Source organism: Candidatus Tumulicola sp. (assembly GCA_035601835.1).
GTDB lineage: Bacteria > Vulcanimicrobiota > Vulcanimicrobiia > Eremiobacterales > Eremiobacteraceae > DATNNM01.
On the sequence record DATNNM010000003.1, the window covers coordinates 169465 to 191409 of the forward strand.

17 protein-coding genes and 1 other RNA gene are annotated in these 21945 nt (G+C 65.4%); 13 read left to right on the forward strand and 5 right to left on the reverse strand.

Annotated features, from left to right (window positions below):
• The first annotated feature begins 7 nt into the window (after positions 1–7).
• The 9 genes from VN934_01215 (at position 8) to VN934_01255 (ending at position 8773) form a co-directional block, all read left to right on the forward strand.
• Positions 8–991 carry a glycosyltransferase family 9 protein gene (locus VN934_01215; GenBank protein HXM17413.1) on the forward strand — a complete coding sequence of 328 codons (984 nt, stop codon included), beginning with the start codon at positions 8–10 and terminating at the stop codon, positions 989–991.
• Positions 988–2037 (forward strand): glycosyltransferase family 9 protein, encoded by a 1050-nt coding sequence (locus VN934_01220; protein ID HXM17414.1) that lies wholly within the window; start codon positions 988–990, stop codon positions 2035–2037. Before VN934_01215 ends, VN934_01220 begins: the two co-directional genes overlap by 4 nt.
• Positions 1929–2984 (forward strand): glycosyltransferase, encoded by a 1056-nt coding sequence (locus VN934_01225; protein ID HXM17415.1) that lies wholly within the window; start codon positions 1929–1931, stop codon positions 2982–2984. The genes VN934_01220 and VN934_01225 overlap by 109 nt, the downstream gene beginning before the upstream one ends.
• Before the next feature lie 211 nt (positions 2985–3195).
• Positions 3196–3987, forward strand: coding sequence for a glycosyltransferase family 9 protein (locus VN934_01230; GenBank protein HXM17416.1), 792 nt, complete (start codon positions 3196–3198; stop codon positions 3985–3987).
• A gap of 20 nt (positions 3988–4007) precedes the next feature.
• Entirely contained in the window at positions 4008–4955 is a 948-nt protein-coding gene (locus VN934_01235) for a glycosyltransferase (protein ID HXM17417.1), read from the forward strand.
• Complete coding sequence (gene aspS / locus VN934_01240) at positions 4952–6733, forward strand: aspartate--tRNA ligase (GenBank protein HXM17418.1); 1782 nt, start codon at positions 4952–4954, stop codon at positions 6731–6733. The genes VN934_01235 and aspS overlap by 4 nt, the downstream gene beginning before the upstream one ends.
• A 13-nt stretch (positions 6734–6746) precedes the next feature.
• Positions 6747–7622: a halocarboxylic acid dehydrogenase DehI family protein gene (locus tag VN934_01245; GenBank protein ID HXM17419.1), complete on the forward strand. Its 876-nt coding sequence runs from the start codon at positions 6747–6749 to the stop codon at positions 7620–7622.
• Between the two features lie 48 nt (positions 7623–7670).
• Entirely contained in the window at positions 7671–8060 is a 390-nt protein-coding gene (locus VN934_01250) for a hypothetical protein (protein HXM17420.1), read from the forward strand.
• Complete coding sequence (locus tag VN934_01255; GenBank protein ID HXM17421.1) at positions 8057–8773, forward strand: hypothetical protein; 717 nt, start codon at positions 8057–8059, stop codon at positions 8771–8773. The genes VN934_01250 and VN934_01255 overlap by 4 nt, the downstream gene beginning before the upstream one ends.
• Before the next feature lie 22 nt (positions 8774–8795).
• Here VN934_01255 and VN934_01260 read toward each other — a convergent pair whose 3' ends face one another.
• From VN934_01260 to VN934_01280, 5 genes are read right to left on the reverse strand one after another with little or no spacing between them, the layout of a single operon-like run.
• A complete protein-coding gene (locus VN934_01260) occupies positions 8796–9833 on the reverse strand; it encodes a peptidase C39 family protein (GenBank protein HXM17422.1) in 1038 nt (345 codons plus the stop codon).
• 35 nt (positions 9834–9868) lie between these two features.
• Positions 9869–11476 (reverse strand): peptide ABC transporter substrate-binding protein, encoded by a 1608-nt coding sequence (locus VN934_01265; protein HXM17423.1) that lies wholly within the window; start codon positions 11474–11476, stop codon positions 9869–9871.
• Entirely contained in the window at positions 11473–12552 is a 1080-nt protein-coding gene (locus VN934_01270; protein ID HXM17424.1) for a DUF1611 domain-containing protein, read from the reverse strand. Before VN934_01270 ends, VN934_01265 begins: the two co-directional genes overlap by 4 nt.
• An 8-nt stretch (positions 12553–12560) precedes the next feature.
• Positions 12561–13568: a dipeptide epimerase gene (locus VN934_01275; GenBank protein ID HXM17425.1), complete on the reverse strand. Its 1008-nt coding sequence runs from the start codon at positions 13566–13568 to the stop codon at positions 12561–12563.
• Positions 13569–13575: 7 nt separating this feature from the next.
• Complete coding sequence (locus tag VN934_01280; GenBank protein HXM17426.1) at positions 13576–13989, reverse strand: Mpo1-like protein; 414 nt, start codon at positions 13987–13989, stop codon at positions 13576–13578.
• A gap of 377 nt (positions 13990–14366) precedes the next feature.
• Here VN934_01280 and ssrS point away from each other — a divergent pair.
• From ssrS to VN934_01300, 4 genes are all read left to right on the forward strand, one after another.
• A non-coding RNA gene (ssrS, locus tag VN934_01285) (6S RNA) lies at positions 14367–14549 on the forward strand.
• 120 nt (positions 14550–14669) lie between these two features.
• Positions 14670–17114 (forward strand): hypothetical protein, encoded by a 2445-nt coding sequence (locus VN934_01290; protein ID HXM17427.1) that lies wholly within the window; start codon positions 14670–14672, stop codon positions 17112–17114.
• 1774 nt (positions 17115–18888) lie between these two features.
• On the forward strand, positions 18889–19536 hold the full coding sequence (locus VN934_01295) for an OmpA family protein (GenBank protein HXM17428.1): 648 nt from the start codon (positions 18889–18891) through the stop codon (positions 19534–19536).
• Between the two features lie 118 nt (positions 19537–19654).
• On the forward strand, positions 19655–21945 hold a 2291-nt coding region (locus VN934_01300), incomplete at its 3' end, for a hypothetical protein (protein HXM17429.1).

Sequence of the window (21945 nt, forward strand, 5' to 3'; positions counted from 1 at the left end):
CTTACTGGTGCGCTTAGATGGTCTGGGTGACGCATTGGCGTGCGTGCCCGGCCTCGCCGGTCTGTCGCGCGCTTTCCCGGAAGCTCAATTCGGGGCCGTGTGCTCGAAGGCCAACTCGCGGCTTTTCTCAACCCGCGTCCGGACTCATCTGTACGCCGCCGGCGCATTGGATGAGCTCGGGGATGAGTTGGCAAGCGCGGGCTACACCCATGCCATCGTGGCCACCGAAGAGGTCGCCGGCTACCGGCTCGCTCGGCTCAGCGGTGCGAAGAGACGCACGGGCTTTTGGCATCGATTCGAAAAAACGTTCAAATCGCTATGGCAGTATTCGCAACTGACCGACCCCGTGTACCGGCCGGCGGCGTGGACCGCGCGCCCCGAACACGAAGTCGAAGCGCTGTACCGGCTTGCCGGCATCTTCGGCGCAGCGCCGCCTCCGCCCGCAGACGCTCGCGAGCTGCGCCCTTGGCTTTTCGTCGAGGGCGGCGGCGCCGTCGAGGCGAGGCAGGGCGAAGCACCGCTCGGCATTCAAGTGACGCCAAAGCTCGCGAGCGGAGGCTGGGGTCCGGGTGCGCTCGGACATTTCATCGTCGCAGCGCTGGAAGCGTCAACACTGCGACGTTGCCTGCTATTGGCGCCCGCAGCTGACGAGGGCTTCGCGCGGTCGATTCTGGAACAATTACCGCGCGCGCTTCGCGAGCGCGATCAGGTCGCGCTCGCACCGCCCGCCGACTTGCCGCACTGGCTCGGCGCGATCGAATCGCTCGCCGCGCTGATCACACCTGACACCGGCGCCGCACACGCCGCCGGCATGCTTGGAGTCCCTGTCATCGATTTGTTCGACGAAGCCCGCTTTGCGCAACTCTCTCGCCAATGGCGTCCGTGGGCCGCTCCGCATCGCTGCGTGATCAAACCGGCATGGCAAACCGGACTGGCGGCGTCGTTCGGGTCGCAGATCGGAGCGAGCGTCGCGGAAGTCGTACGCGCATGAGCACGCGCGTGCTGGCCGTCTGCACGGGTGGCGGCATCGGCGATCTGCTCGCCGCAACGCCCGCGATGAGCGCGCTGGCGCGCCACTTCGATGCGCCGGTGACCGCGCTCGTGTCGCCATACGCGAAGCCGATGCTGGAGGACCACCCGGCGATCGCGAGCGTGATGGTCGACGATGGCCGCAGGCCGTTTGCGGAGCTGTTGATGGAAGTGAAAGCCGGCGGCTTCACGCATGCCGTCGTGTTTTGGTCGAACCCGCGCGTGGCTTCGCTGGTATGGCGCGCCGGCATTCCCGTGCGCGCCGGCCAGTCCCGCCGTTTGTATTCATTCCTTTATACCGTGCGCGTACCCGTGCGCACGGAGAGCGGGGACGTGAGCAGCCATTGGACCGACGTCCAGATGGATTATGCGCGCGCTCTCGGCGCGCAGCCGCGACCCGACGACTTCAAGATCGATATCGCCATCCGTCCGCGCGATGACGCGGAGGCTCAAGCGGTCCTCCAGACTGCCGGCGTGCACGAGCCGTTCGTCGTTTGGCACGCTGCGCGCGGCCTCTCGCCTGCTGCGCCTGCGTGGCCCGCCGAAGCCTTTGCGGCTGTCGGCGACGCGCTCGGCAAGGCATTTGACGCTCGCGTGGTGCTGACCGGGAGCGCGGACGACGCGGCGTCGCTTGAACTGATAGCGTCCGCGATGTCGGTTCCAAACATCAGTCTCGCCGGCAAAACAAGCTTGCGCGGTTTGGCTGCGCTGCTCGCGCGCGCGACGGTGGTGGTCGCGCTCGACTCCGGTCCGATGCACATCGCGGCGGCGGTCGGCGCTCCGACGGTCGGCATCTTCGCATTGCGCACCGATTTGCCCAAGCGCTGGCGACCGTTGGGACCGCGCGTGGCGGTCATCGAACCGAGTTATCCGTGTCCATCCTGGTGCCGCAAAGAGACATGCCGGACATTCGCGTGTTACCGCGCGCTGTCGAGCGCGGCAATCGTCGCGGCCGCGCAGCAGATCTGCGCCGCCCCTCCCAGGGCGCGCGCGGCGGCCGGCTCCTAGTGCCCGCGCTCACCCCCGCGTCATCTGCGCGCAGGCCGATCATATCCGTGCAGATGAACACGTATAACCGGCGCGAGCTCTTGGGTTCGGTGTTGGAAGCGCTGTTCGCGCAGGATTTGGATCCCGCCGATTACGAGATCATTCTCGTCGACGACGGCTCGACCGACGGCACCTACGAGGACGTCATCGCGCGCGTACGGCCGACCTGCGCCTTCACGTGCATCCGGCGGAAGAACGCCGGATTGGCGAGCGGCCGCAACGCCGGCATCGCGCGGGCACGTGGGAAATATCTCATGATCATGGACGACGACGTGCTCGCGACGCCGGGGCTGCTCGCGGCGCACATCCGCTGTCACGAGCGACACCCAAGGGCCATCTGCCAAGGCGGCGTCATCAACGTCGCTTCGTTCGGCGAGCATCGCCCCGCCCGCTGGACGTGGCGCAACTTCTCGGCCAGCTATTTTTGGACCACCAATGTGTCTTTGCCGCTCGACCTGGCGCGCGAAGCCGGCGGGTTCGACGAGCGCTTTCACGAGTACGGCTGGGAAGATCTCGAACTGGGCTTCCGGCTGCGCATGATGGGCGTGCCATCCATCTTCACCAAGGACGCGCTCGTGTACCATCACAAACCCGCGTTGCGACCGGACCAGTTCGCCGGGATGATCCGCCAGGCTCGAGCGCAGGCGCGCACCGCCACGCAGTTCTTGAACAAGCACCCGCACTGGCGCGTGGCGCTGGCGACCGGGATCGTCGGCCCCGCGCTATACTTGAGCGCCGCATTCCGCGCACTCAAGTATCCGCAGTTCCTCGCCGCGCTGGCCGGGAGGCCCGAGGACATCTCGCGCGTGCCGATGGTCGTGCGTCGCTGGGCGGCGCAGCGCTTGGCTCGCGCTGAATTCTACGACGAACTCGACCAAATCGCTGCACGGAAGGCGCGCTGCGCCTAATTATCGGCGCATCCTCCTCATCCGCACCGATCGCATCGGTGATCTTATCCTGTCGACGCCGGCCATCGCCTCGTTTCGGCGCTCGTGGCCCAACGCGCGGATCGAAGCGCTCGTCACCGATTACACCGAGCCGGTTCTCCGTCACAACCCCGATCTCGATGCCTTCCACGTCCTTCCGCGGCGCGATCTCGATGCCGCTACACGCGATCTCGTGGGCAAACTCGGCGCGTCAGCCGACATCGCCGTAGCGCTTGCGCCGCGCACGCAGGACTACCGGCTCGCGGCGTGGAGCCGAGCGCCCAGGCGATTGGGCTACGTGTACCGGCGGCGCTACCTCTCTCGTCTCGCGGCGCAGTTCTTGCTGACGGAACACTGCATCTCCGAAGCAGATCCCAGGCTCGCCGATCGTCATCCGGAGCGGCCCGTGGAGCACGAGGTCCATCAGGTCCTCGCCCTCGTGTCGCTTGCCGGCGGCTCGCAGTGCACGGATGAATTGCTGCTGCGGGTGAGCGACGACGATGTGGCCTTTGCGAAGGAGCGCGTGCCCGATCGAGCCGTGTGCATCAATCTGGCGCCCCGCTGGTTCGCCTCCGATTTCGGCGCCGGCGCGCTGCGTTCGCTCATCGAGCGGCTCGCTTCAGAGCAAAGGGACGTGCTGGTCACCTACGGAACTGACGTCGCGGATGCGGCGGCGCAGCTTCGCGGCGCCGTTTTGTCACCCAATGTCACGTGGCTCGGCGAGTCGCCGTTGTTGGAATGGGCGGCGGCGCTTGCTCGCTGCAGCGTCGTAGTGACGGTCGATTGCGGCGCTACGCACGTCGCCGCTGCGATGCGCGTCCCCGTGGTGGTGGTCTACGAGCACCAATACTATCGATTGAGTTCGCAGGAGTGGAGTCCGTGGCGAGTGCCGAGCGCGATCCTGCGCAAACCACCGCCCGGCGGCGCGGTGACGACCCTGCTCGACGACGTCGTGAGCGCGACCCGCGCGCTGGCCGCGCGCTAGGAACCGTTTGCTAGGTCTTGATGGACATATCAGTCGTCATCCCGACGTACAATCGCCTCGACACTCTGCGCGTCGTCCTGCCGAGCCTGCTCAACCAGACGCTGGCGCACGATCGCTACGAGCTGGTGCTCGCCGATTCGCGCAGCGTCGACGGCACCGCCGATTACGTGGAGGAGTTGATGCGCGGCGCAGGAGCCGGTCGCATTCGCTACCTTCCGGGTGACTATAGCGGACGGGCGGCCGCCCGCAACGCCGGCGTCGCCGCGGCGCGCGCGCCGATCGTGTTCTTCACGGATGCCGACATCATCGCGTCGCCCAGCTTGCTCGAAATGCACGTCGACGATCATCATCTTGCCGGAACGCAGCGCGTCGCGATCATCGGCTGCGAGTATCTTGTCCGGACGCTTGAGGACTACCGCCGTCAGCGCGACGAGCCCGCCGCGCGCCGGCCGCTCCACCCCAAGAAACGCCGGCGCCTGTCGTGGCTTTATTTCCTCACCGGCAACGCCTCGGCGCGACGCGATGATCTTCTCGCGGTCGGGAGCTTCGATGAGGCGTTCACGGGCTACGGACATGAGGATCTCGAGCTTGGTTACCGCCTGCAGAAAAGCGGCGTCCAGGTGCTGTACGACGCGCGCGCGGCCAATTACCATTGGCATCCCGTCGGATACGAGGAGCAAAAAGGGCGCATGGAGCTGGCCGGCGTTTCGGCCGTGCGCTTTCTTCGCAAGCATCGCGACATCGCGGTGATGGCCAACCTCGGCATGACCCCGGTGTCGCTGGCGCTGCATTCCGTGCTGCACGCCGCCGGACCGGTGCGCCGCGCGATCGAACGCGCGGGGGGTTCGCAAGAGGTGCCTCGCAAGAACACATGGCCGTACATCGCGCGCCAGATCGTGTTTCAGTATCACTATTTGAACGGCGTCAAGCGCGCGCTGCGCGACTCCGACGGAGCACGGCAATCGTGACGGCATTTTCTCGCAAGACCTGCGGCGAGCTGACCTCGAAGGACGAGGGCGCCGGCGTCGAGCTGCGGGGCTGGGTCTCCAGCTCGCGCGATCACGGAGGGCTGATCTTCGTCGATCTGCGCGACCGCTTCGGCGTGACGCAGTGCGTGTTCGATCCGCGCGTGGATCGCGCATCGGCCGACGTGGCGTCGTCGCTGCGTTCCGAGGACGTCGTGGCGGTGCGCGGCACGGTCCGGCGCCGGCCGCCCGGCACGGAGAACGCGAAGCTGACCACCGGCGAGATCGAGATCGGCGCGAGCGCCATCGAGGTGCTCAACCGCTCCCTCACCCCTCCTTTTCCGGTGCACGGCGAGGAGGATATCGATGAGAATCTGCGGCTGAAATACCGCTACATCGACCTGCGCCGGCCGGCCATGCAGCGCAACATCGCGCTGCGCCACCGCGCGCTCAAGGCATGCCGCGACTATCTGGACGGTTTGGGCTTCCTTGAGATCGAAACGCCGATGCTGATCAAGCGCACGCCGGAAGGCGCGCGCGACTTCCTCGTGCCGAGCCGCTTGCACCCCGGGCAATTCTATGCGCTGCCTCAATCGCCGCAGCTCTTCAAACAGCTGCTGATGGTGGCAGGCTTCCAGCGCTATTTCCAGATGGCGCGCTGCTTCCGAGACGAGGACACGCGCGCGGATCGCCAACCGGAGTTCTCGCAGATCGACGTCGAGATGACGTTTCCCACCCAAGAAGACGTCATCGCGGTGATGGAAGGCTCGATGCGAGCGATGTTCGAGGTCGGGTTAGGCGTGCGCCTCGCGCCCCCGTTCCGCCGCCTCACATTCGGAGAAGCGATGTCGAAGTACGGGACCGACAAGCCGGACCTGCGCTTCGACATGCCGCTGCACGACCTCAGCCCGGCATTCGAGGGCACCGAGTTCAAGGTGTTCGCAGCGGCGCTCGCGGCAGGCAAGAAGATCATCGGTTTGGTGGATCCCGGCGGCGCAGCGCGCTCGCGCCGAGAGTTCGACGCGCTCTCGCAGAACGCGCTCGAGTTCGGAGCCAAGGGACTGGCGTGGTTGACCCTCGGCGCGGATGGCATCAAATCGTCGCTGCCCAAAGCGGCGCTCGACGACCGGATGCTGGGCAGCGTGCGCGCGCTCGGAAAAGTCGAAGACGGCGATGCCGTGTTCATGGTAGCGGACGAGCTCGAGGCCGCACGCGCCGTCGCCGGAAAGTTGCGCCTGCACCTCGGCTCGGCAAAAGGTCTGCGCGACCCCAAACGCTTCGAGTTCTGCTGGGTGCTCGACTTCCCGCTTTTCGAAAAAGATCCGCAGACCGGTGCGATCGGTCCCATGCACCATCCGTTCACCGCGCCAGCGCCAGGCCAGGAGTCGCTCGACGGTGATCCGCTCTGCCTGCGCGCCCAGCACTACGACCTCGTGCTCAACGGCTCCGAACTTGGCAGCGGTTCTATTCGCATCCACAACCCCGAGGTGCAGCGCAAAGTGTTCGCGTTGCTCGGCTATTCCGAAGAGGAAGTGCAAGCGCGCTTCGGCTTCTTGCTCGAAGCGTTCGCGTACGGCGCGCCGCCGCACGGCGGCATGGCGCTCGGCATCGATCGGATCATCGCCATGATGGTCGGCGCCGATTCCATCCGCGAGGTCATCGCCTTCCCGAAGAACCAGCGCTTCCAAGACGTGATGATCGACGCGCCGTCGGCCGTGGACGCGCAGCAGCTGCGAGAGCTGCGCATCAAGGTGGACCTGCCCCCCGGCAAGTCGAACTGAAAAGGTGGCTGCGATGTTGACGATCCCGCTTGTCCGCGAGTCCGACGCCTCAGACGAACGCGTTCGCGAGGCCTTTCGCGACATCAAAGCCACGTTGCGGGTGCCGCTGGTGAGCCAGATATTCCAGGCGTGGGCGACGGTGCCGCGCTTTTTGGATTACGCATGGCGCCGCTTTCGGCCCAACGTGCTCGCCGCGAGCTTCATCGAGCAGTCGCGCAGGATCAGCGGGCTCGCCGCGCGGGTGGTTTCGGCGTGGCCGGGCGACGATCACGGAGCGGCCCTGCGCGAGCGGAACGTCAGCGAAGCGGACATGCTTCGCATGCGCGAGATCTCCAGCATGTTCAACGACCTGGACTGCAAGCTGCTCGCGATCGCGCACGCCGTGCGTCTGGCGCTGGGTGGAACCCAAATCGGCGGAGGCGGCATAAGCGGGCCGCAGCACGGCGGCGACAAAGACCGGCTCTCGCGCGATCATCGGGGTCTGAGACTCAGCCTGGTCGACGAGCGCGATGCCCCGCCTCGCATCCGGACGGTTCTCGAGGACATCAAGTCGAGCCTCGGGCTCTCGCTGATGCCCAGCGAATACCGCGCGATCGCCGCGTTCCCGGACTGGCTCGAGATATGGTGGAAGGACTGCAAGGCCAGCTTGAACGCGCCGCGCTACGCGGCCCTGCTGCGCGAAGTGGACGAAGCGGGCGTCGAGGCTGCTCGCGCGCTGCCGTATCGCTTGAACCTCTCCGACGAGCTGTTGCTGCGCTCGGAAGTGACATCCGACGATCGCGCGCGCATCTCGCGCATCAACGACGCATTTTGCGAGATGCTGCCCGGCTTGGTCATCACGCTGGCCGTGGCGAACCGCGGCCTCGGCCAGACGACCGGGGTTATCTAGGAGAAATCGTTAGAGATCATCACTGCTTGGCTCCCGGAGGTGTAGAACATGGTCAATGCGGACGGCATTTCTTATTTCGTCCTGCTGCTGCTCATGGTGCTCATGATCAATTGGCTGTTCCACGTGCACGCGCTGGGAAGCGCGTGGCGGGAGAACAAGCGTCAACTGCTGCAGATGGGCATCGCGTTCGCGGCAGGCGCGCTGTTCGCGTGGTTTTCACGCCATGGCGTGTTGTGGGCGCTGCATCTCGTGCCTGAGGGCGGCGGTCTCGATTCGCTCGTCACTGGCGCTGTGATCGCGATCGGCTCTGACAACCTCAGCCTGCTGCAAACCCTCGGGGGGCACGCCGCCGCGCCGCAAGCGGCGGCTGCGGGCGCTGCAGGCGGTGCGATTCCGGACGTCGTGCAGGTCAGCGGACAAGTGCGCCTCGTCAAATGAGACGGGCCGCGGCGATGCTGGCGTTGGCCGGCGCGCTTGTCGCAGGTCAACTCCACGAACGTCGCATCGCGTCCGCGCAGACCGCAGGGGCGCAGCAGTTCATCACCTGCGTCAATGACGCGCTGCCGTCACAGCAGCGCGAATTACTGCGCGGTATGTCGCAAGGGCTGCAAGACGTGGCCTACCAGCGCGCCGTCTCGGCCTGCTTGGACCAACAGCCGAACCTCGGTGTGGGCCGAGGAGATCCTAGAGTGCTCGGCGTCGCACGGTGCCTCGAGCGCTCTTTCAACATCGAGTGTTTTCAGATCGCGCTCGCCTCACCGCCGCCGACGGCGACCCCAACCCCCGCGCCAAAACCGACGCCGACGCCGACGCCCAGCCCTTCGCCGACGCCGACACCCACGCCGAGTCCATCACCGACTCCGCGGCCGTCCCCCGCTCCGGCGACGACGCCGCCCGGCTCGGTAAAGCCGCACTCCGCGTCGTCGGCTCCGCGACGTACGGCGGGGCCGCAACCCACGCTCCTACCGCCGGTGCCCGCGCCGTCCCCTTCGAGCGCGCCGGTCGTCGACGCCGGCGCAGCGTACATCGGGCTTGGCTGCGCTTTCTTAGCCGGCGTGCTCTTTGGTGCGGGTCTTGTCGCCAGGCGCGAAGATGCTCGCCGGCGCGCGAAAAGGCGGATCGCGATCGAGGTCGACCTCGAGGCGAAGTAGCCCGCCCATTAAAAGACGGCCGTCAGTTCGTGATCTCCCAAATCGTCTTGGGCGGCGCGATCAGATACACGGTGCCGCCGGAACCGTCGAGCCACACGTGCGCGAATTGATCGCGCTTGTAGATGCGGCGGATCTCCCCGGGCGCGGCATACGGATCATTGACGATGACGTCGCCCGCGCTCGTGAATCCGCGGACCACCAGCAAGTGGCCGTCCGTCTTGTCGTACGGAGCGCCCTGCAATTCGCCGGACTTCGCCGAGAGGCTCGCGATGACCGGAATCGCGCGCGCGATGAGCTGCTCGAGGTCCGCCAGGTTGGAGTATTGCCTGACGTAGCCGCCCAGCCCGTGCTCCGCGGCGAACGCGACATTGAACGGCCAATTGCCGGTTCCGTCATACACCGGATCGTAGGTGCCGTCGGCTGCGGCGGGCACGTCGACATCCCACTCCGGGTGTGCGGCATCGCGCGCCCAATACGCCATCACCATCGACACGCTTGCAGGGCTGCACCACGCGTCGCCGCCGCCTCCGACGGCATCGGGAGAAGCAGGCACGCGCTGCGTGCGCTCGGGCACGTGAAGATCGGTCCCCCAAGCGAACTTTTGGATGTCGGCGCGAGCGCCGGGCGGTACGCCGAGCGAGGTCGCGACCGCGAGCAAGTCGATGCTCGGCGATCTGCCATCCGCGGAGTCCTGCAGATTCACGCCGATCTGGAAAGCGTCAGCGGGCGCGCGCAGCGTCAGCGTGTCGGTGTCGACTTTGCCCTCGGTGTCCTGCTGCCCGGCCAACGAACGGCGCTTGCCGGCGAGACGGTTTGAACTCCACAGACCCATGACGTACCAGCGCGTCCAGCGCCCGCCGACGCGAGCGCGCAGCGTCAGTTCGAGCGAGCTGCCGCGCGGCGTGATCGCGTTCCACGAAGCGATCGCGACGGTGAAACCGCCGGGCACCATCTGGGGATCGCCTTCGATGTCGGTCGATGCGGCCGGTTGGAAACGCTCGACCCAAACGCGGTCGTTAGCATCGCCGCCCGCGCGCGCGGGTCCGCCCGCGGAGCTCACGACCGCGCAAAGCGCAACAAGGCTGCACGCACGCGCTAGATTTCCCATTCCCAAGCGTTCCAGAAATCGGTGATGACCGGCGACGGCTTGTAGCCGCGGAGATCGCTGTTCGCCGCCACGACGCTGTTATCCCAATAGATTATGACCGCCGGAACCTCTTGCAGCATGATGCGCCAGGCCGCCTCGTAGTCGCGCCGTCGCGCCGCCTGATCGAAGACGTGCTGCGCGTCGGCCAAATACGCATCCACGCGCCGGTTGCAGTAGAAGTTCGTGTTGCCGCCGTGCGGCGGCCAGTAGGCACATCCCCAGAGCGCGAGGTTATCGGGATCGGTGCCTTCGGTGTTGACGATCCACGCCATATCGTACTTGCCGCCATACAGCGGCCCGTTTTCAGCGAACAGGACCGCGCCGGCGTAATTTTTGATCGTCAAGTCGATCCCGACGTCTTTGAGCTCCTGCGCGATCAGCGCTTCTGCCGCGGCGCCCGCGCGATTATCAGCGGCGGTCGAGATCGTCAGCGCGAGCCGTTGACCGTTCTTCACGCGCACGCCGTCCTGATCCGGCGACCAGCCGGCCTTGTCCAGCGTTGTCCGCGCCGCGCTCGGATCGTGCGCCGGCGGCTCGAGCGCGTTGGCAGCCCAGGAAAAGGGCGGGATGTCGGTCACGGCTCGAATCGCGTAGCCGCCGTACACCGCTTTGATGATGCGATCGACGTCGATCGCCTGAGCGATCGCGCGCCGCAGCGCGACGTCCGAGAGAAGCGGGCTCTTGCAATTGAAGTCGAGATGGCGGTAGTTGGCGATCATGTGCTTGGTGACGCGGATGCCGTCGATGGCGTCTAGATCGTGCACTTGCGGTTTGGCGACGCCGTCGACGACGTCGAGCTCGTGCGTGCGCAGCAGCTGGACGACCGTATTCGTGTTGGGCACGACCTTGATGATGATCTGATCCAGTCTCGGTTTGCCGCGCCAGTAGCGCGCGTTGGGAGCGAACACCAATTCCGAACCGTGTTCCCAATGCTGCAGCACGAACGGACCGTCGCCTATCGGCGCGGCGTCGTACGCGATGTTGTGCAGCGTCTTGTAGCGGCTCAGCAGATGCGCGGGCAGCGGCGGGAAGTCGCCCTCGGAGAACAGGTACACGGCGGGACTGAACGGCTCTTTCAGCACGATTGTCACTTGATGTTCGTCGTCGGCGACGATGTCTTTGATCTTGTCGAAGCCGGCCGTACGCACCACCGGATTATTGCCGCCCATGATCGCGCGCCACGTGAAGATGACGTCCTTCGCGGTGACCGGCACGCCGTCCGACCACAGGACCTCCTTGCGCAGCTTGAACGTGACGCGCAATCCGTCTTTGCTGATCAACCCGTTTTGCGGGGACGGGAAAATCGTCGCGAGGCTGGGCACCGGCCGGCCGCGATCGTCAAAGCGGAAGAACGGTTCGAAAAGCAATGCGGTGACGTCGTCCGCCGACGCCTGGTTGGAGAACATGCGCACAAGCGTGTTCGGCTCTTCCGACTCGGCAAAGCGCACGACGCCGTGAATGGTCCACGGATTGCCCGCCCCGCGCGTCGGCGCCTCGGAGACTTTGGAACACGCGACCAGCGCGATCAGAATCGACAGAAACGCCGCGTATCTCACGCCCGGACGTTCTCTTTCGCCTTCGCCGTCTCAGCGGCGGCGGCACGCACCGCGCGCCACAACTTCGCGCCGCCGAAGCGCACGACGTCGTCGACCGGCAGCCCGGTCTGCGCTTCAACGGCGGTGATGGCCGCGCGCGCGGCAGCATCGTCCAGATCCATCGTGTTGAGCGCCACCGCCGCGACCCGCGCCGGCTTGACCAGCCGGAGCAGCGCTTCGTGCAACGCGATGAATTCGGGCAACGGCGGGAGCGGCACGCCGTACTCCTCGATATCGCGCCGTCCGGCCTGCGCGCACATCACGAGCACGTCCGGCGAGCAGCCGAACAAGAGGCCGTGCGTCACCGGAGCGTAGGCGGGATGCGCGATGCTGCCTTGCCCTTCAACGAGCGCATAGTCGGCCTCAGCTGAAACGCCGAGCAGCAGTTGTTCAGCAGCTCCGGTTATGAAGTCCGAAATCACGCGGTCGACGGCGATCCCCTTGCCCGCGATGAGAATGCCTGTCTGGCCGGTAGCGACGAATTCGCTCCGCTCGCCCGCTTCGCGTGCCGCCCGATCGAGCTCGATCATGACGGTCTTCTTGCCGATCGCGCAATCCGTGCCGACCGCCAGAACGACGACTTGCGGCACGCGCGCCGCTGCGCCCGAGTACAACGGGATGTCCGGCGGCGGCACGCGCACATCCCATAACCGCGCCCCGCTCGCCTTAGCGCGTTCGACGAATTCCGCATCGTCGCGCAACAGCTCATGCAGTCCGCTGACGATCTCGAGACCCGCGTCGATCGCCACTAGGATGTGTTCGCGGAAGCTCGGCGGGATGAAGCCGCCTTGATTGGCGACGCCCAACAGCAGCGAGGTCGGCCGGAGCGCGAGCGCCTCGCGCATCGACGCGATGACGGGCGCGTCGCAGCCCAAACGCGGCATGACCTCGCGCATCGTCTTGCCCGCGTACCCGGAATCGATCACCGCGACGACTTTGTCGCGGCCATATTGCATCACGCCGTGCGCCGTTTTGGCGCGCCGATCCGTGAGAAAACCGTCGGTGATGATGGCGTAGCGCCGCGGCGCAGTCGGCATGGGGCGTTTTACGCCGCCGCGCGCCTCCGGACCCCCAGGCCGGGCGCCGTCGACAGACATAACTGCGCGCCGCGATATTCCAGACCTTCGAACGGATCGTCGGCGACCAACAGCGGTCCGTCGATGTCGGCATATTCCGCCATCGGCGTCAGATGCGCGCCAGCCGCCGAGAGCACGGACGACTCGATCATGCACCCGATCATCACTTTCATGCCCAGGGCGTGGGCCGCGCGGATCATGCGCGCGCCCTCGCGCATGCCGCCGCACTTGACCAGCTTCACATTGATGCCGTCCACGCAGCCGGCGAGCGCGCTCACGTCCTCGGGCGTGCGCGAGTCCTCGTCGGTGAAGATGGGAATGGGCGAGCGCTCCTTCACGTAACGCAAGTGTTCAGGATGTCCGGCGGGCACGGGCTGCTCGCAAAACTCGAGGTCGAAGCGCTTGAGCTCTTTCAAGAGTCTGACGGCTTCTTCGGGAGGCCATCCTTCGTTGGCGTCGACGCGGATCGTGCCCGTAAATTCGGCGCGAATGGCCTCCACGGTCTCGATCTCGCGCCCGCCGCCAAGTTTGACTTTGAGGATAGGCATGTGCGCGGCTTCGCGAACTTTCGCCAGCGTCGTCTCGATGTCGGCGATGCCGATCGTGAAGGACGTCGGTTTCGCCGCGGACGGGTCAAGCCCGAACAACTCGTAGAGCGGCACGCCGAGGCGTTTTCCGGCCAAATCGTGCAAGGCGATGTCGAGTGCGCACATGGCGCCGCGTCGCTCCTGCGGCACGCGCGACAGCGTTTCCTCGACGTCGAGCAGGTTCGCGCCCTCAAGCGTGACCTCGCGCATCTGGCGCTCGATGAGTTCCACGCTTTCATCGTATCTGCCGGACGGGGTCACCTCGCCCAAACCCTCGAGCCCCTCCGCGAAAAGATGCACGATCAGCGAGCGCGAGACGTCTTCGGAACCGCGCGCGATGGTGAAGCGATGCCGCAGGCGCATCTCGATCGGCTCGCACTGCAGCCGCACGGGCGCTCTACGTCTTGGTCCGGCGAACGGCGAGCGAGACGATCCAGAGCGGTCCGACGAGCAGATGGACGAGGTTGGTCAGGAATGCAGGACTGCGTCCTTCGTGATGATGTCCGACGAATTGGAAGATCCACCCCACCACGAAAAGGGCGATCGCGACGGGCCACCAGACGAAGCGGCCGATCACGTACAAGAGCGCGAAGGCGACAAGGGCGACAAGTCCGAGTTTGAGGTCGAGCGTCAGATAGAAGCTGATGACCGCGACGCCGGCTACCATCGCAAGATCGATCGGGCCGAAACGGACCAACTCGAGCAACGCGAAGATCGACAGCACGATCAGCGGAATGCCGATCTCGTGGCAGATGAGGTTGCGGCGGTCGGTGTGATAGGTGCCGTATTCGGCAAGATAGTGGTCGACCATGGCGGGCGATTCGGTGCGCCACGGACGCGCCCTCTGGCGACATTGTTCGCGCGAATCGGGCCAATAAAAAGGCAGCCGCCCGGAGGCGGCCGCCCGCTTGCTACCTGAATCGCGCGCCTAGAGCTTCAAGTGCCCCGTGACGACGAGGAAGATGAGCACTAGGAGCACGATGACGAGCGCAGTATCCATTGTAGCCTCCTTGGCAAAACGAGTTCGCTAGCATTATACCCGCTCCGCGGGGCCCCCAACCGTGATTCTTGTCATCCTGAGAAAGGCGGGAACATCCGTTTGTGGGCAGGCCGCCGGCCAAAAGTCAAGACTTGTGCCCGTCAAATTCCCATGATAACGTAATGGCGTCGCGCGAGCGATCGCGCGCGCTCTCCCTGCGGTGTTCGAGAGCCCGCTTTGTGATTGAGTCAACATCATCACATAGGGAGCCGATCTCCGCTCCGCCTTGAGCAAGCCCTCCCCGTAGAGGGAAGCCTGTATCGGAGCGGGTGAGCACCCACCTGCAAGCGCAGGTTCAAGTCCCTGGCGGGTATCGGCACTTTGGGGTAGGCAAAAACGGCCCGACGCGGCAACGCGGCGGGCCGTTCGCTGTGTGCGAGGCTCCGCCGCGGCGGCGCCGAATCGGACGCCCACCTGCTATCATCTCCCTTGTGACGGGGGTTTTCAAGATTATGAGACCGCAGGCGGCCAGCCGTTTCTTCTCACTTGTGACTATCGCCGCGATGGTGGCCAACATCGTCTTGGCCGGCTGCTCGCAGAAGACGGCGCAGAATACTTCACAAAGCGCCGCCTCACCATCGCCCGGCGGGCTCGGCGGCATTTTCGGCCGTCCACCCGCTAACGCAAGCCCCACGTCCTCCGCCGAGTCTGGAAATGTGGGCGGCGGTGATGCGGGCCAAAACGCCGCGGCTGCCGGCGCCGACGTCAACGACATCTTCAAATCGGGCGGCGCGATGACGCCGCGCATGGCCATCAACAATTTCGTTAGACGCATGCGGACGATCGCGGACAACGTCCCCAAGGCGGACATCAGTGTCGGCGGCCTCGCCGACACGCTGCCGAGCGACGCGAATCTCATCGACCAATACGTGCGCGATCAGATCCGCCTCGACATCTATCCTGGCGCGATGCGCGGGGCGCTAGGCGCAATCCTCAGCCGCGCGGCCAATCCCACCGACAAGGCATCGTTGCTCGCCGCGCTTCTCCAGCGCAAAGGTATGCAAGTCCGCTTTGCCCGCGGCAATCTCAGCGACAGCGAGATCACCACGCTGCAAAATCTCGTGATGGCGCCGGCGCCGCAGGAGCAATCAACATTCTCCGATGATGTGCTCAAACAACTGAACCTCAACGACGCGGACCTCGGCGCAGCCCGCGACCGGCACGCCACCGAAGCTGCCAAGGTCGCGGCCGGGGTGCAGTACGGGCAGACTCAAGCCGGACGGTTGATCGACTTGTTGTCGCGCCGCAGCGTCGACGTCGCATCGGCGTCGGCCGCCGAATGGCCGAACGCGCTGCGCCAGCACTACTGGGTTCAGGTCAGTCAGAACAGCAAGTGGATCGACCTCGATCCTTCGGCGCCGTCGCTCCAGCCGGGCCAACACCTCGGAACCATCGACGGCTCGTTCTCAGCGGATGCGCTGCCAGACGACGCATATCAGACTCTCAACGTGAAGGTGATCGCGACGTACTTACGCGGCGGTGTCTTGCAGGATCAGACGCTTCTCACCAGCTCGCCAAAGGTCGTTGAGCTGGTCGGTCAGCCGGTTGAGATCGACATGATGCCGGATCACGACACGAAACCCGAGACGATAGGCCAAGCCACGACCTTCCAGCCGGTCTTCAGCATCGGCGACCGCGATTTCAAAGGCACCGTTCTCGACCTGCAAAAAGACGGGCCGGCTCTTGCCGAGGTTCGCATCGAGCTTCAAGTGAGCGCGCCCGGCCGTCCGTCGGTCTCTTATCGGCGCTGGGTGCTCGATCGTCGCAGCGGATCCGGTCTGACTTCCATGAGCGCCGAAGCGTTGGCGCGCAACGTCGCCACCATCTACCGTGGGCTCGCCGCGACGGGCAGCTTCAACGATTCGTTCGTCGCTGCGCGAACCGCCGACTACTTTCAGGCCGTGAAGCCGGCGCTGCTCGACATTATTTCACCGGCGGATCAAAAGTCTAAGAGCGGTTTGCCCTTGAACGCGAAGCCCTATCCCATCTACGCGCTCGCGTACTTCGCGCGCGACCGCGCAGTGGCGGACGCCCTCGAGCAGACGCAAAACGGCACGACGCGGTTGTATGCCGACCGCCCGAACTTGGCCTTGGTGCGCATGAGCATGGGGAACACCGCCGGTTCCAACGTGGCGCTGAGTTTCGACATCATGGAGAACGGGATGGCGGCGGTCGGCGACGCGCACGTCGCCGCACGTCTGAACGTCGCGCGTGGCATCCTCGACACGCGCATCGAGCAGATCGTGATGAACGCGAAGGGGCCGATGCCCACCGTGGGCGTATTCAAGGCGGCCCACCAACAAGGCATCAGTCCGTGGGTGCTCGCACCGGCGGACGTCGCCGCGGCACAAAAACCCGCCTTGGGCCGGCAGACCGCGGAGAGCTTGCAGGACACGCTGCGCGCGGGCCAAGCGGCCGTGGCGGTGGAGCGGCCGGTCGCCCTCGCGGGCGGGACCCAGTTCGGTTGGTGGGCCGTCGACCTGAAGACCGGAAGCACCGTCGGCCGCATGAGCGGCGGGTTCGGGCCTTCGATGGTCGAGTACGGAAAAATTCTAACCGTCATGAATATCGCGTACCACGCCTGGATCGCTCTCGTGGAATGCTCGGAGGGCGTGTCGTGCGGATGCGTGCTAGCCGCAATCGAACTTGCCGCCGCTGCTTTCTTGGGGGGCCTTGGATGGGGAAGCGCGCACGCAGCCGGCCATTCGATCGCTGAGGCGACAGTAGCGACCGGAATGGGCGCGACGCACGACATGGGCATCTGTTCATCAAGCGGTGGACACGGCGGCGGTGAAGGCGGCGGCGAGGGCGGTGGCGGCGCTGGCGGCGGTGGCGGTGGCTGCGGCGGTTCAAGCGGTGGCATGTGCGGCGGCGGCGCGCCAATTTGCGGCGGCTAGAGCAATGATTGCGATTCGCAACGTAAGCGCTGTCTTCGCGATGGTGCTTACGCTCGCGTCGTGCGCGAAACAACAGCCGGCGGCTGTGCAAGCGACGCCGACAGCAACCGAAGCTGCAACCGCGGTACCTGGAGCGGCGTCGCCGCAACCAGCGGGTGCCCAGACGCCTTCGCCGACTCCATCTCCAAGCCCGACGCCCTCGCCCACCCCTGCGCCAAACCTGCTCACCTTCGAACAAGGGGCGATCGTGCGCTCGTGGCCGCCCACCGGCAAGGACATCGCACCTGCGGTATTGCTCATCGGTGCCGGCTGGGGATGGAAGTCGCGCCCTGGAGCTGCGGGGCCCTACACGTTCGTGTTCGAGTTTCCTGTGCCGACGAGTATAACGTCGCTCGAGATGTCGCGAGCCAGCGGAACGCCGCCTCCGAGCGGCCAGGAACCCGATGCTGAAGCGGTGCGCCTGGAAGGATCGACGGTTGCGGCCGACTCCGGTTATAGCGACATGGGTACGTATCAAGTCAAAGCGGGCGGCGGCCCGCAGAAATTTCCCGTGACGGCGACGGGTAAAGCAAGATGGCTGCGCGTGACCCTTACGCCGGCGAGCGGAACGCCGCTCGCGGACCTTGAGGAGCTCGCCGTGTTCGGCACGCCGGACGCCAACCCGGCGAACAAGCCGCTCGCGGGCACGTGGTTCTTGATAGGGGACCCGGCGACCGCAAACGATGCGCTCTTCGCTTCCGGCAAACTACCGGACGCGCCGGATTGGAAGAAGTTCGCCTCGGGGCACTATCTCTGGAAGATCATACAAAAGGGCGCCGAGCTTCGGGGCATCGAGTGCGGCGAACGGGGCGACTTCTACGAGGAGATCGGCGCTTCACAAGACGGCGCGCGCGTCAACTGGGTGCCGATCGGCGTGCGCAAGGATCGTCCACCGGGCATTCTCTATCCGGAAGGCAACATCGTGGTGGGGGGCGGCTCCGGCGGCAGGTACATCGCGATGCGGGTCAGCGACGCGAACGCCTGCAAACCCCCGCCTAAACCGGTCGGCCACGACAGAAAAGTCTTGCTGCTCAACCCGGCCGGGGATCCCTGGAACTATTATCCATACCAAAGAGCGCAGTACAACGATCCGGCGTTCGGCCCGTTCGAATTCATACCGGCGTATGCGACGCTCTTCCAACCGGCGCAGCTGAAGGGCATCGACACGCTCGAGCTGCTGTGGGTGTGCGGAGGGGACAACGAATTCGCGAAGTGGCAATCGGATGCGTTCGGACCGTTCGTCGCAGCAGGTCACAAACTCATCATCCACGACTCGGACACATGTACGAAGACCGGCTACTCGTTCTTACCGTATCCGTTCACGACGTCGAATCCGGGCGCGCGCGGCGCGCACGGCGAGCACCTCGACCTCGTCGAGTCGAGCGAGCTTGGCAGCGACAAGAGCGATCCGGCGCACTTCGTCGATACCGCCGCGTACGCGAAGGCGCAGAACCAGGACCTCGGCGACGCCAATACCGTCGTGTCGCAGGATCCTCACTGGTGCGGCCATCTTTTCGGCACCAACGCGCTCAATGTGAACGGCTTCATGCATATGTTCGCGGCATACGGGCGCGGACTCATCATCTTCGACGGGCTTGATAAGGATGATTCGGGCGTCCCCGCGCATCAGAAGCTCTTGCTCTTGGAGCTGCAGCAGAGAGTGCCGTACGATTTCAAGTGCACGCAGCTCGTGTCCACCAGCTTCCTCATCTCGCCATCCGTGGAACGGACCCTCATGCCCGGCGTCGCGAAGACACTCAGGTTCCCCCTGAACGTGTACGCCAATCAGGGCTACGCGGGGACGCTGTCGCTTGCCGCGGCCGCGCCGGCCGACGCACCGTGGCGGACGGCGCTTTCAAAGACTCAGGTCGAACTCAAGGGCGATACTAAAGCGCTGGTGTTCTCGCTGGATATCCCGGCCAAGGCCAAGCCCGGGCGGTACGAATTCAGGGTCGTGGGCACCGATGCGAAGAACCAGACGGCCAAGGCGACCATCACGCTGAACGTCAAGAAGCCGGCGCTCGAAAGCGCGCTGACCAAGAGCAAGCGCATCCGCATCTACGGCATCCACTTCGACTTCAACAGCGCCACGGTGAGGCCCGAGTCCGGGCCAGTGATCCATGAGATCGCCGACGCGCTGAACCACCATCCGGAGTGGAGATTGACGATCGAAGGCCACACCGACAACGTCGGCGGCGATGCCTACAATCTGGACCTGTCCAAGCGCCGCGCGGCCGCGGTCAAGACGATCCTGGTGACGCAATACAAGATATCCTCCACTCACCTCACGACGGCCGGGTACGGCGCGACGCGCCCGGTCGCCACGAACAGCACTGACGCCGGCCGCGCGCTGAATCGCCGCGTGGAACTCGTGCGGCAATAACCTCGCGGGACCTTTCACGCCGTGCTACGAATCCGAGCTTCGCTCGGAACGCTACATCGCTGATTCATGGAGGGGGCAGGTTTTCTACGCTATGACACTTCAGGCTTCGAAACGTTTCTTGTCGCTTGCTACGGCAGCGGTGTTCTGCGCGAACATCATACTTTCGGGCTGCGCGCAGAAAACGGCGCAGAACACTTCACAAGCTGCCGCCTCACCATCACCGGGCGGACTTGGCAACATCTTGGGTGGGTCCGCCGCCAGCTCAAGCCCCACGTCCGCCGCTGACTCGGGCGGCGCCGGCTGTTTCCGCAATGTGGGGGGCGCGGCCGGCTGCGCCGCGGACATCCTCAATTCGAACGGTCAGACCACGCCGAGGCAGGTGATCAATCAAACAATCGAGCGCTACAAGCTCATCGCCGACAACGTGCCCAAATCGGACTTCAGCGTCTCGGCGCTCGCCGACACGCTGCCCAGCGACGCGAACCTCATCGACCAGTGGGTGCGCGATAAGATCCGCCTCGACATCTATCCGGGAGCGATGCGCGGGGCGCTCGGCGCGATCTTAGGACGCGCGGCGAATCCGACGGACAAGGCGTCACTGCTTGCAGCGCTGCTCCAGCGCAAAGGCATGCAGGTACGGTTCGCGCGCAGCACGCTGACCGATGCGGAGGCCGCCACGCTGGCCGGCCTCGTGACCGCTCCGGCGCCAACGGTCGAACCCATAACGCTGCCCGACACGATTGTCGCGCAACTGGGGATCAGCAGCGCTGACATCGCCGAGTGGCACCAAAAATTCGAGCCGGTGTATCAACGGAATATCACCGACGGCGTCGCGTGGGGTCAAAAGCAGGCGGACAAGCTTCTCGACATCCTTTCGCGCCGCAGCATCGACGTCGCGTCGGCCTCCTCCGCGGAGTGGGCAGCCGCGCTTCGACCGCATTACTGGGTGCAGGTCAGCCAAAACGGCTCCTGGGCCGACCTCGATCCTTCTGCGCCATCGCTTCAGCCCGGACAGCATCTCGGCAAAGCGGACCCGTCGTTCTCAGCGCCCGCCCTTCCCGATGATGTGTACCAGGCGCTGAAGATCAGCGTCATCGCGACGTTCTCGCGAGGCGGAAGTCTGCAAGATCAAGGGCTGCTGACGGCCGCGCCAAAGGTCGTCGAACTCGTCGGCCAACCGCTTGAGATCAGCATCTTACCTGAGAAGGACGTCAAGACTGAGGATCTCGGACAGGTGACCACGTTCCAGCCGATGATTAGCATCGGCGATCGCGAATTCAAAGGCACGATTCTCGATCTTCAAAAGGACGGTCCCCAGCTGGCCGAAGTTCGAGTTGAGATCCAAGCCAGCGCGCCGGGCCGGCCGACTCAGACCTACCGGCGCTGGGTGTTCGATCGGCGGAGCGGTTCCGGCATAAGCGCGATGAGCAACGACGCGCTCGCACGTGGCGTCGCGACGCTGTACCAGGGCCTTGTGGCGCCGGGATCGTTCAACGAGTCGTTCGTCGCGAAAAAAACGTCAGAGTTTCTATCGGCTGTGAAACCAGCACTCATCGACGGCATCGCTCCGGCCGACCAACAGTCCAAGAGCGGCCCCCCGCTCGCGAGCAAACCGTATCCGATCCGCGTCCTCAGTTACTTCGTGCGCGACCGAAGCCTCGCGGATGCCCTGGAGGAGACGCAGTCCGGCAAGGTCCGTCTGTATCAAGACCGGCCGGACATCGCCTTCGTGCGGCTCGAAATACCGAGTTCGACGGTCAATCGTCTCAGCTTCGACATCGTGGAGAACGCCATGGCGACGGCCGGCGGCGACGCCCATGCCGCGGCGCGTCTCAACGTCGCACGCGGAATCCTCGATACGCGGGTCGAGCAGGTCGTTATGTCGGCGAAGCAGCCGGCGAGCACGATGGGCGTATTCAAAGCTGCGCATGCGCAGGGTATCAATCAATGGGTCCTTGCGCCGGCAGACGTCAATGCGGCGCAAAAGCCGGCCCTCGGCCAGCAGACTGCGGAGAGCCTCCAAGACACGCTTCGCGCCGGCCAAGCCGCGGTGGCGATCGAGCGGCCGGTGGCGATGACAAGCGGAAACGGGTTTGGCTGGTGGGCGATCGACCCGAAGAGCGGGAGCACCGTCGGCAGGATGAGCGGCGGCGCGGGCACCGAGCTGTCCGAGTATGCCGTCTTGGTCAAGCGCATCAGCGTCGCGTGGCACGCGTTCATCGCCCTCGCAGAATGTTCCGGGGGCGTTTCGTGCGGCTGCATCGTCGCCGTCGTTGAAACGGTCGCTGCGATGCTCGCGCCGGGGGCACACGCCGGCAAGGCCGCCGGACATCTCATAGGCGAGCTCGGAGGCTCCGCGGTGATAACCGGCACCCACGCTTTTGGCGCGTGCGCACATGGCGGCGGTGG

Excerpts from the sequence above, each read along its gene's own strand:
- VN934_01220 (HXM17414.1), top strand. The coding sequence starts at position 988 with ATGAGCACGCGCGTGCTGGCCGTCTGCACGGGTGGCGGCATCGGCGAT.
- VN934_01225 (HXM17415.1), top strand. The coding sequence starts at position 1,929 with ATGCCGGACATTCGCGTGTTACCGCGCGCTGTCGAGCGCGGCAATCGT.
- VN934_01235 (HXM17417.1), top strand. The coding sequence starts at position 4,008 with ATGGACATATCAGTCGTCATCCCGACGTACAATCGCCTCGACACTCTG.
- VN934_01245 (HXM17419.1), top strand. The coding sequence starts at position 6,747 with ATGTTGACGATCCCGCTTGTCCGCGAGTCCGACGCCTCAGACGAACGC.
- VN934_01250 (HXM17420.1), top strand. The coding sequence starts at position 7,671 with ATGGTCAATGCGGACGGCATTTCTTATTTCGTCCTGCTGCTGCTCATG.
- VN934_01255 (HXM17421.1), top strand. The coding sequence starts at position 8,057 with ATGAGACGGGCCGCGGCGATGCTGGCGTTGGCCGGCGCGCTTGTCGCA.
- VN934_01270 (HXM17424.1), bottom strand. The coding sequence starts at position 12,552 with ATGCCGACTGCGCCGCGGCGCTACGCCATCATCACCGACGGTTTTCTC.
- VN934_01280 (HXM17426.1), bottom strand. The coding sequence starts at position 13,989 with ATGGTCGACCACTATCTTGCCGAATACGGCACCTATCACACCGACCGC.
- VN934_01290 (HXM17427.1), top strand. The coding sequence starts at position 14,670 with ATGAGACCGCAGGCGGCCAGCCGTTTCTTCTCACTTGTGACTATCGCC.
- VN934_01295 (HXM17428.1), top strand. The coding sequence starts at position 18,889 with ATGCCCGGCGTCGCGAAGACACTCAGGTTCCCCCTGAACGTGTACGCC.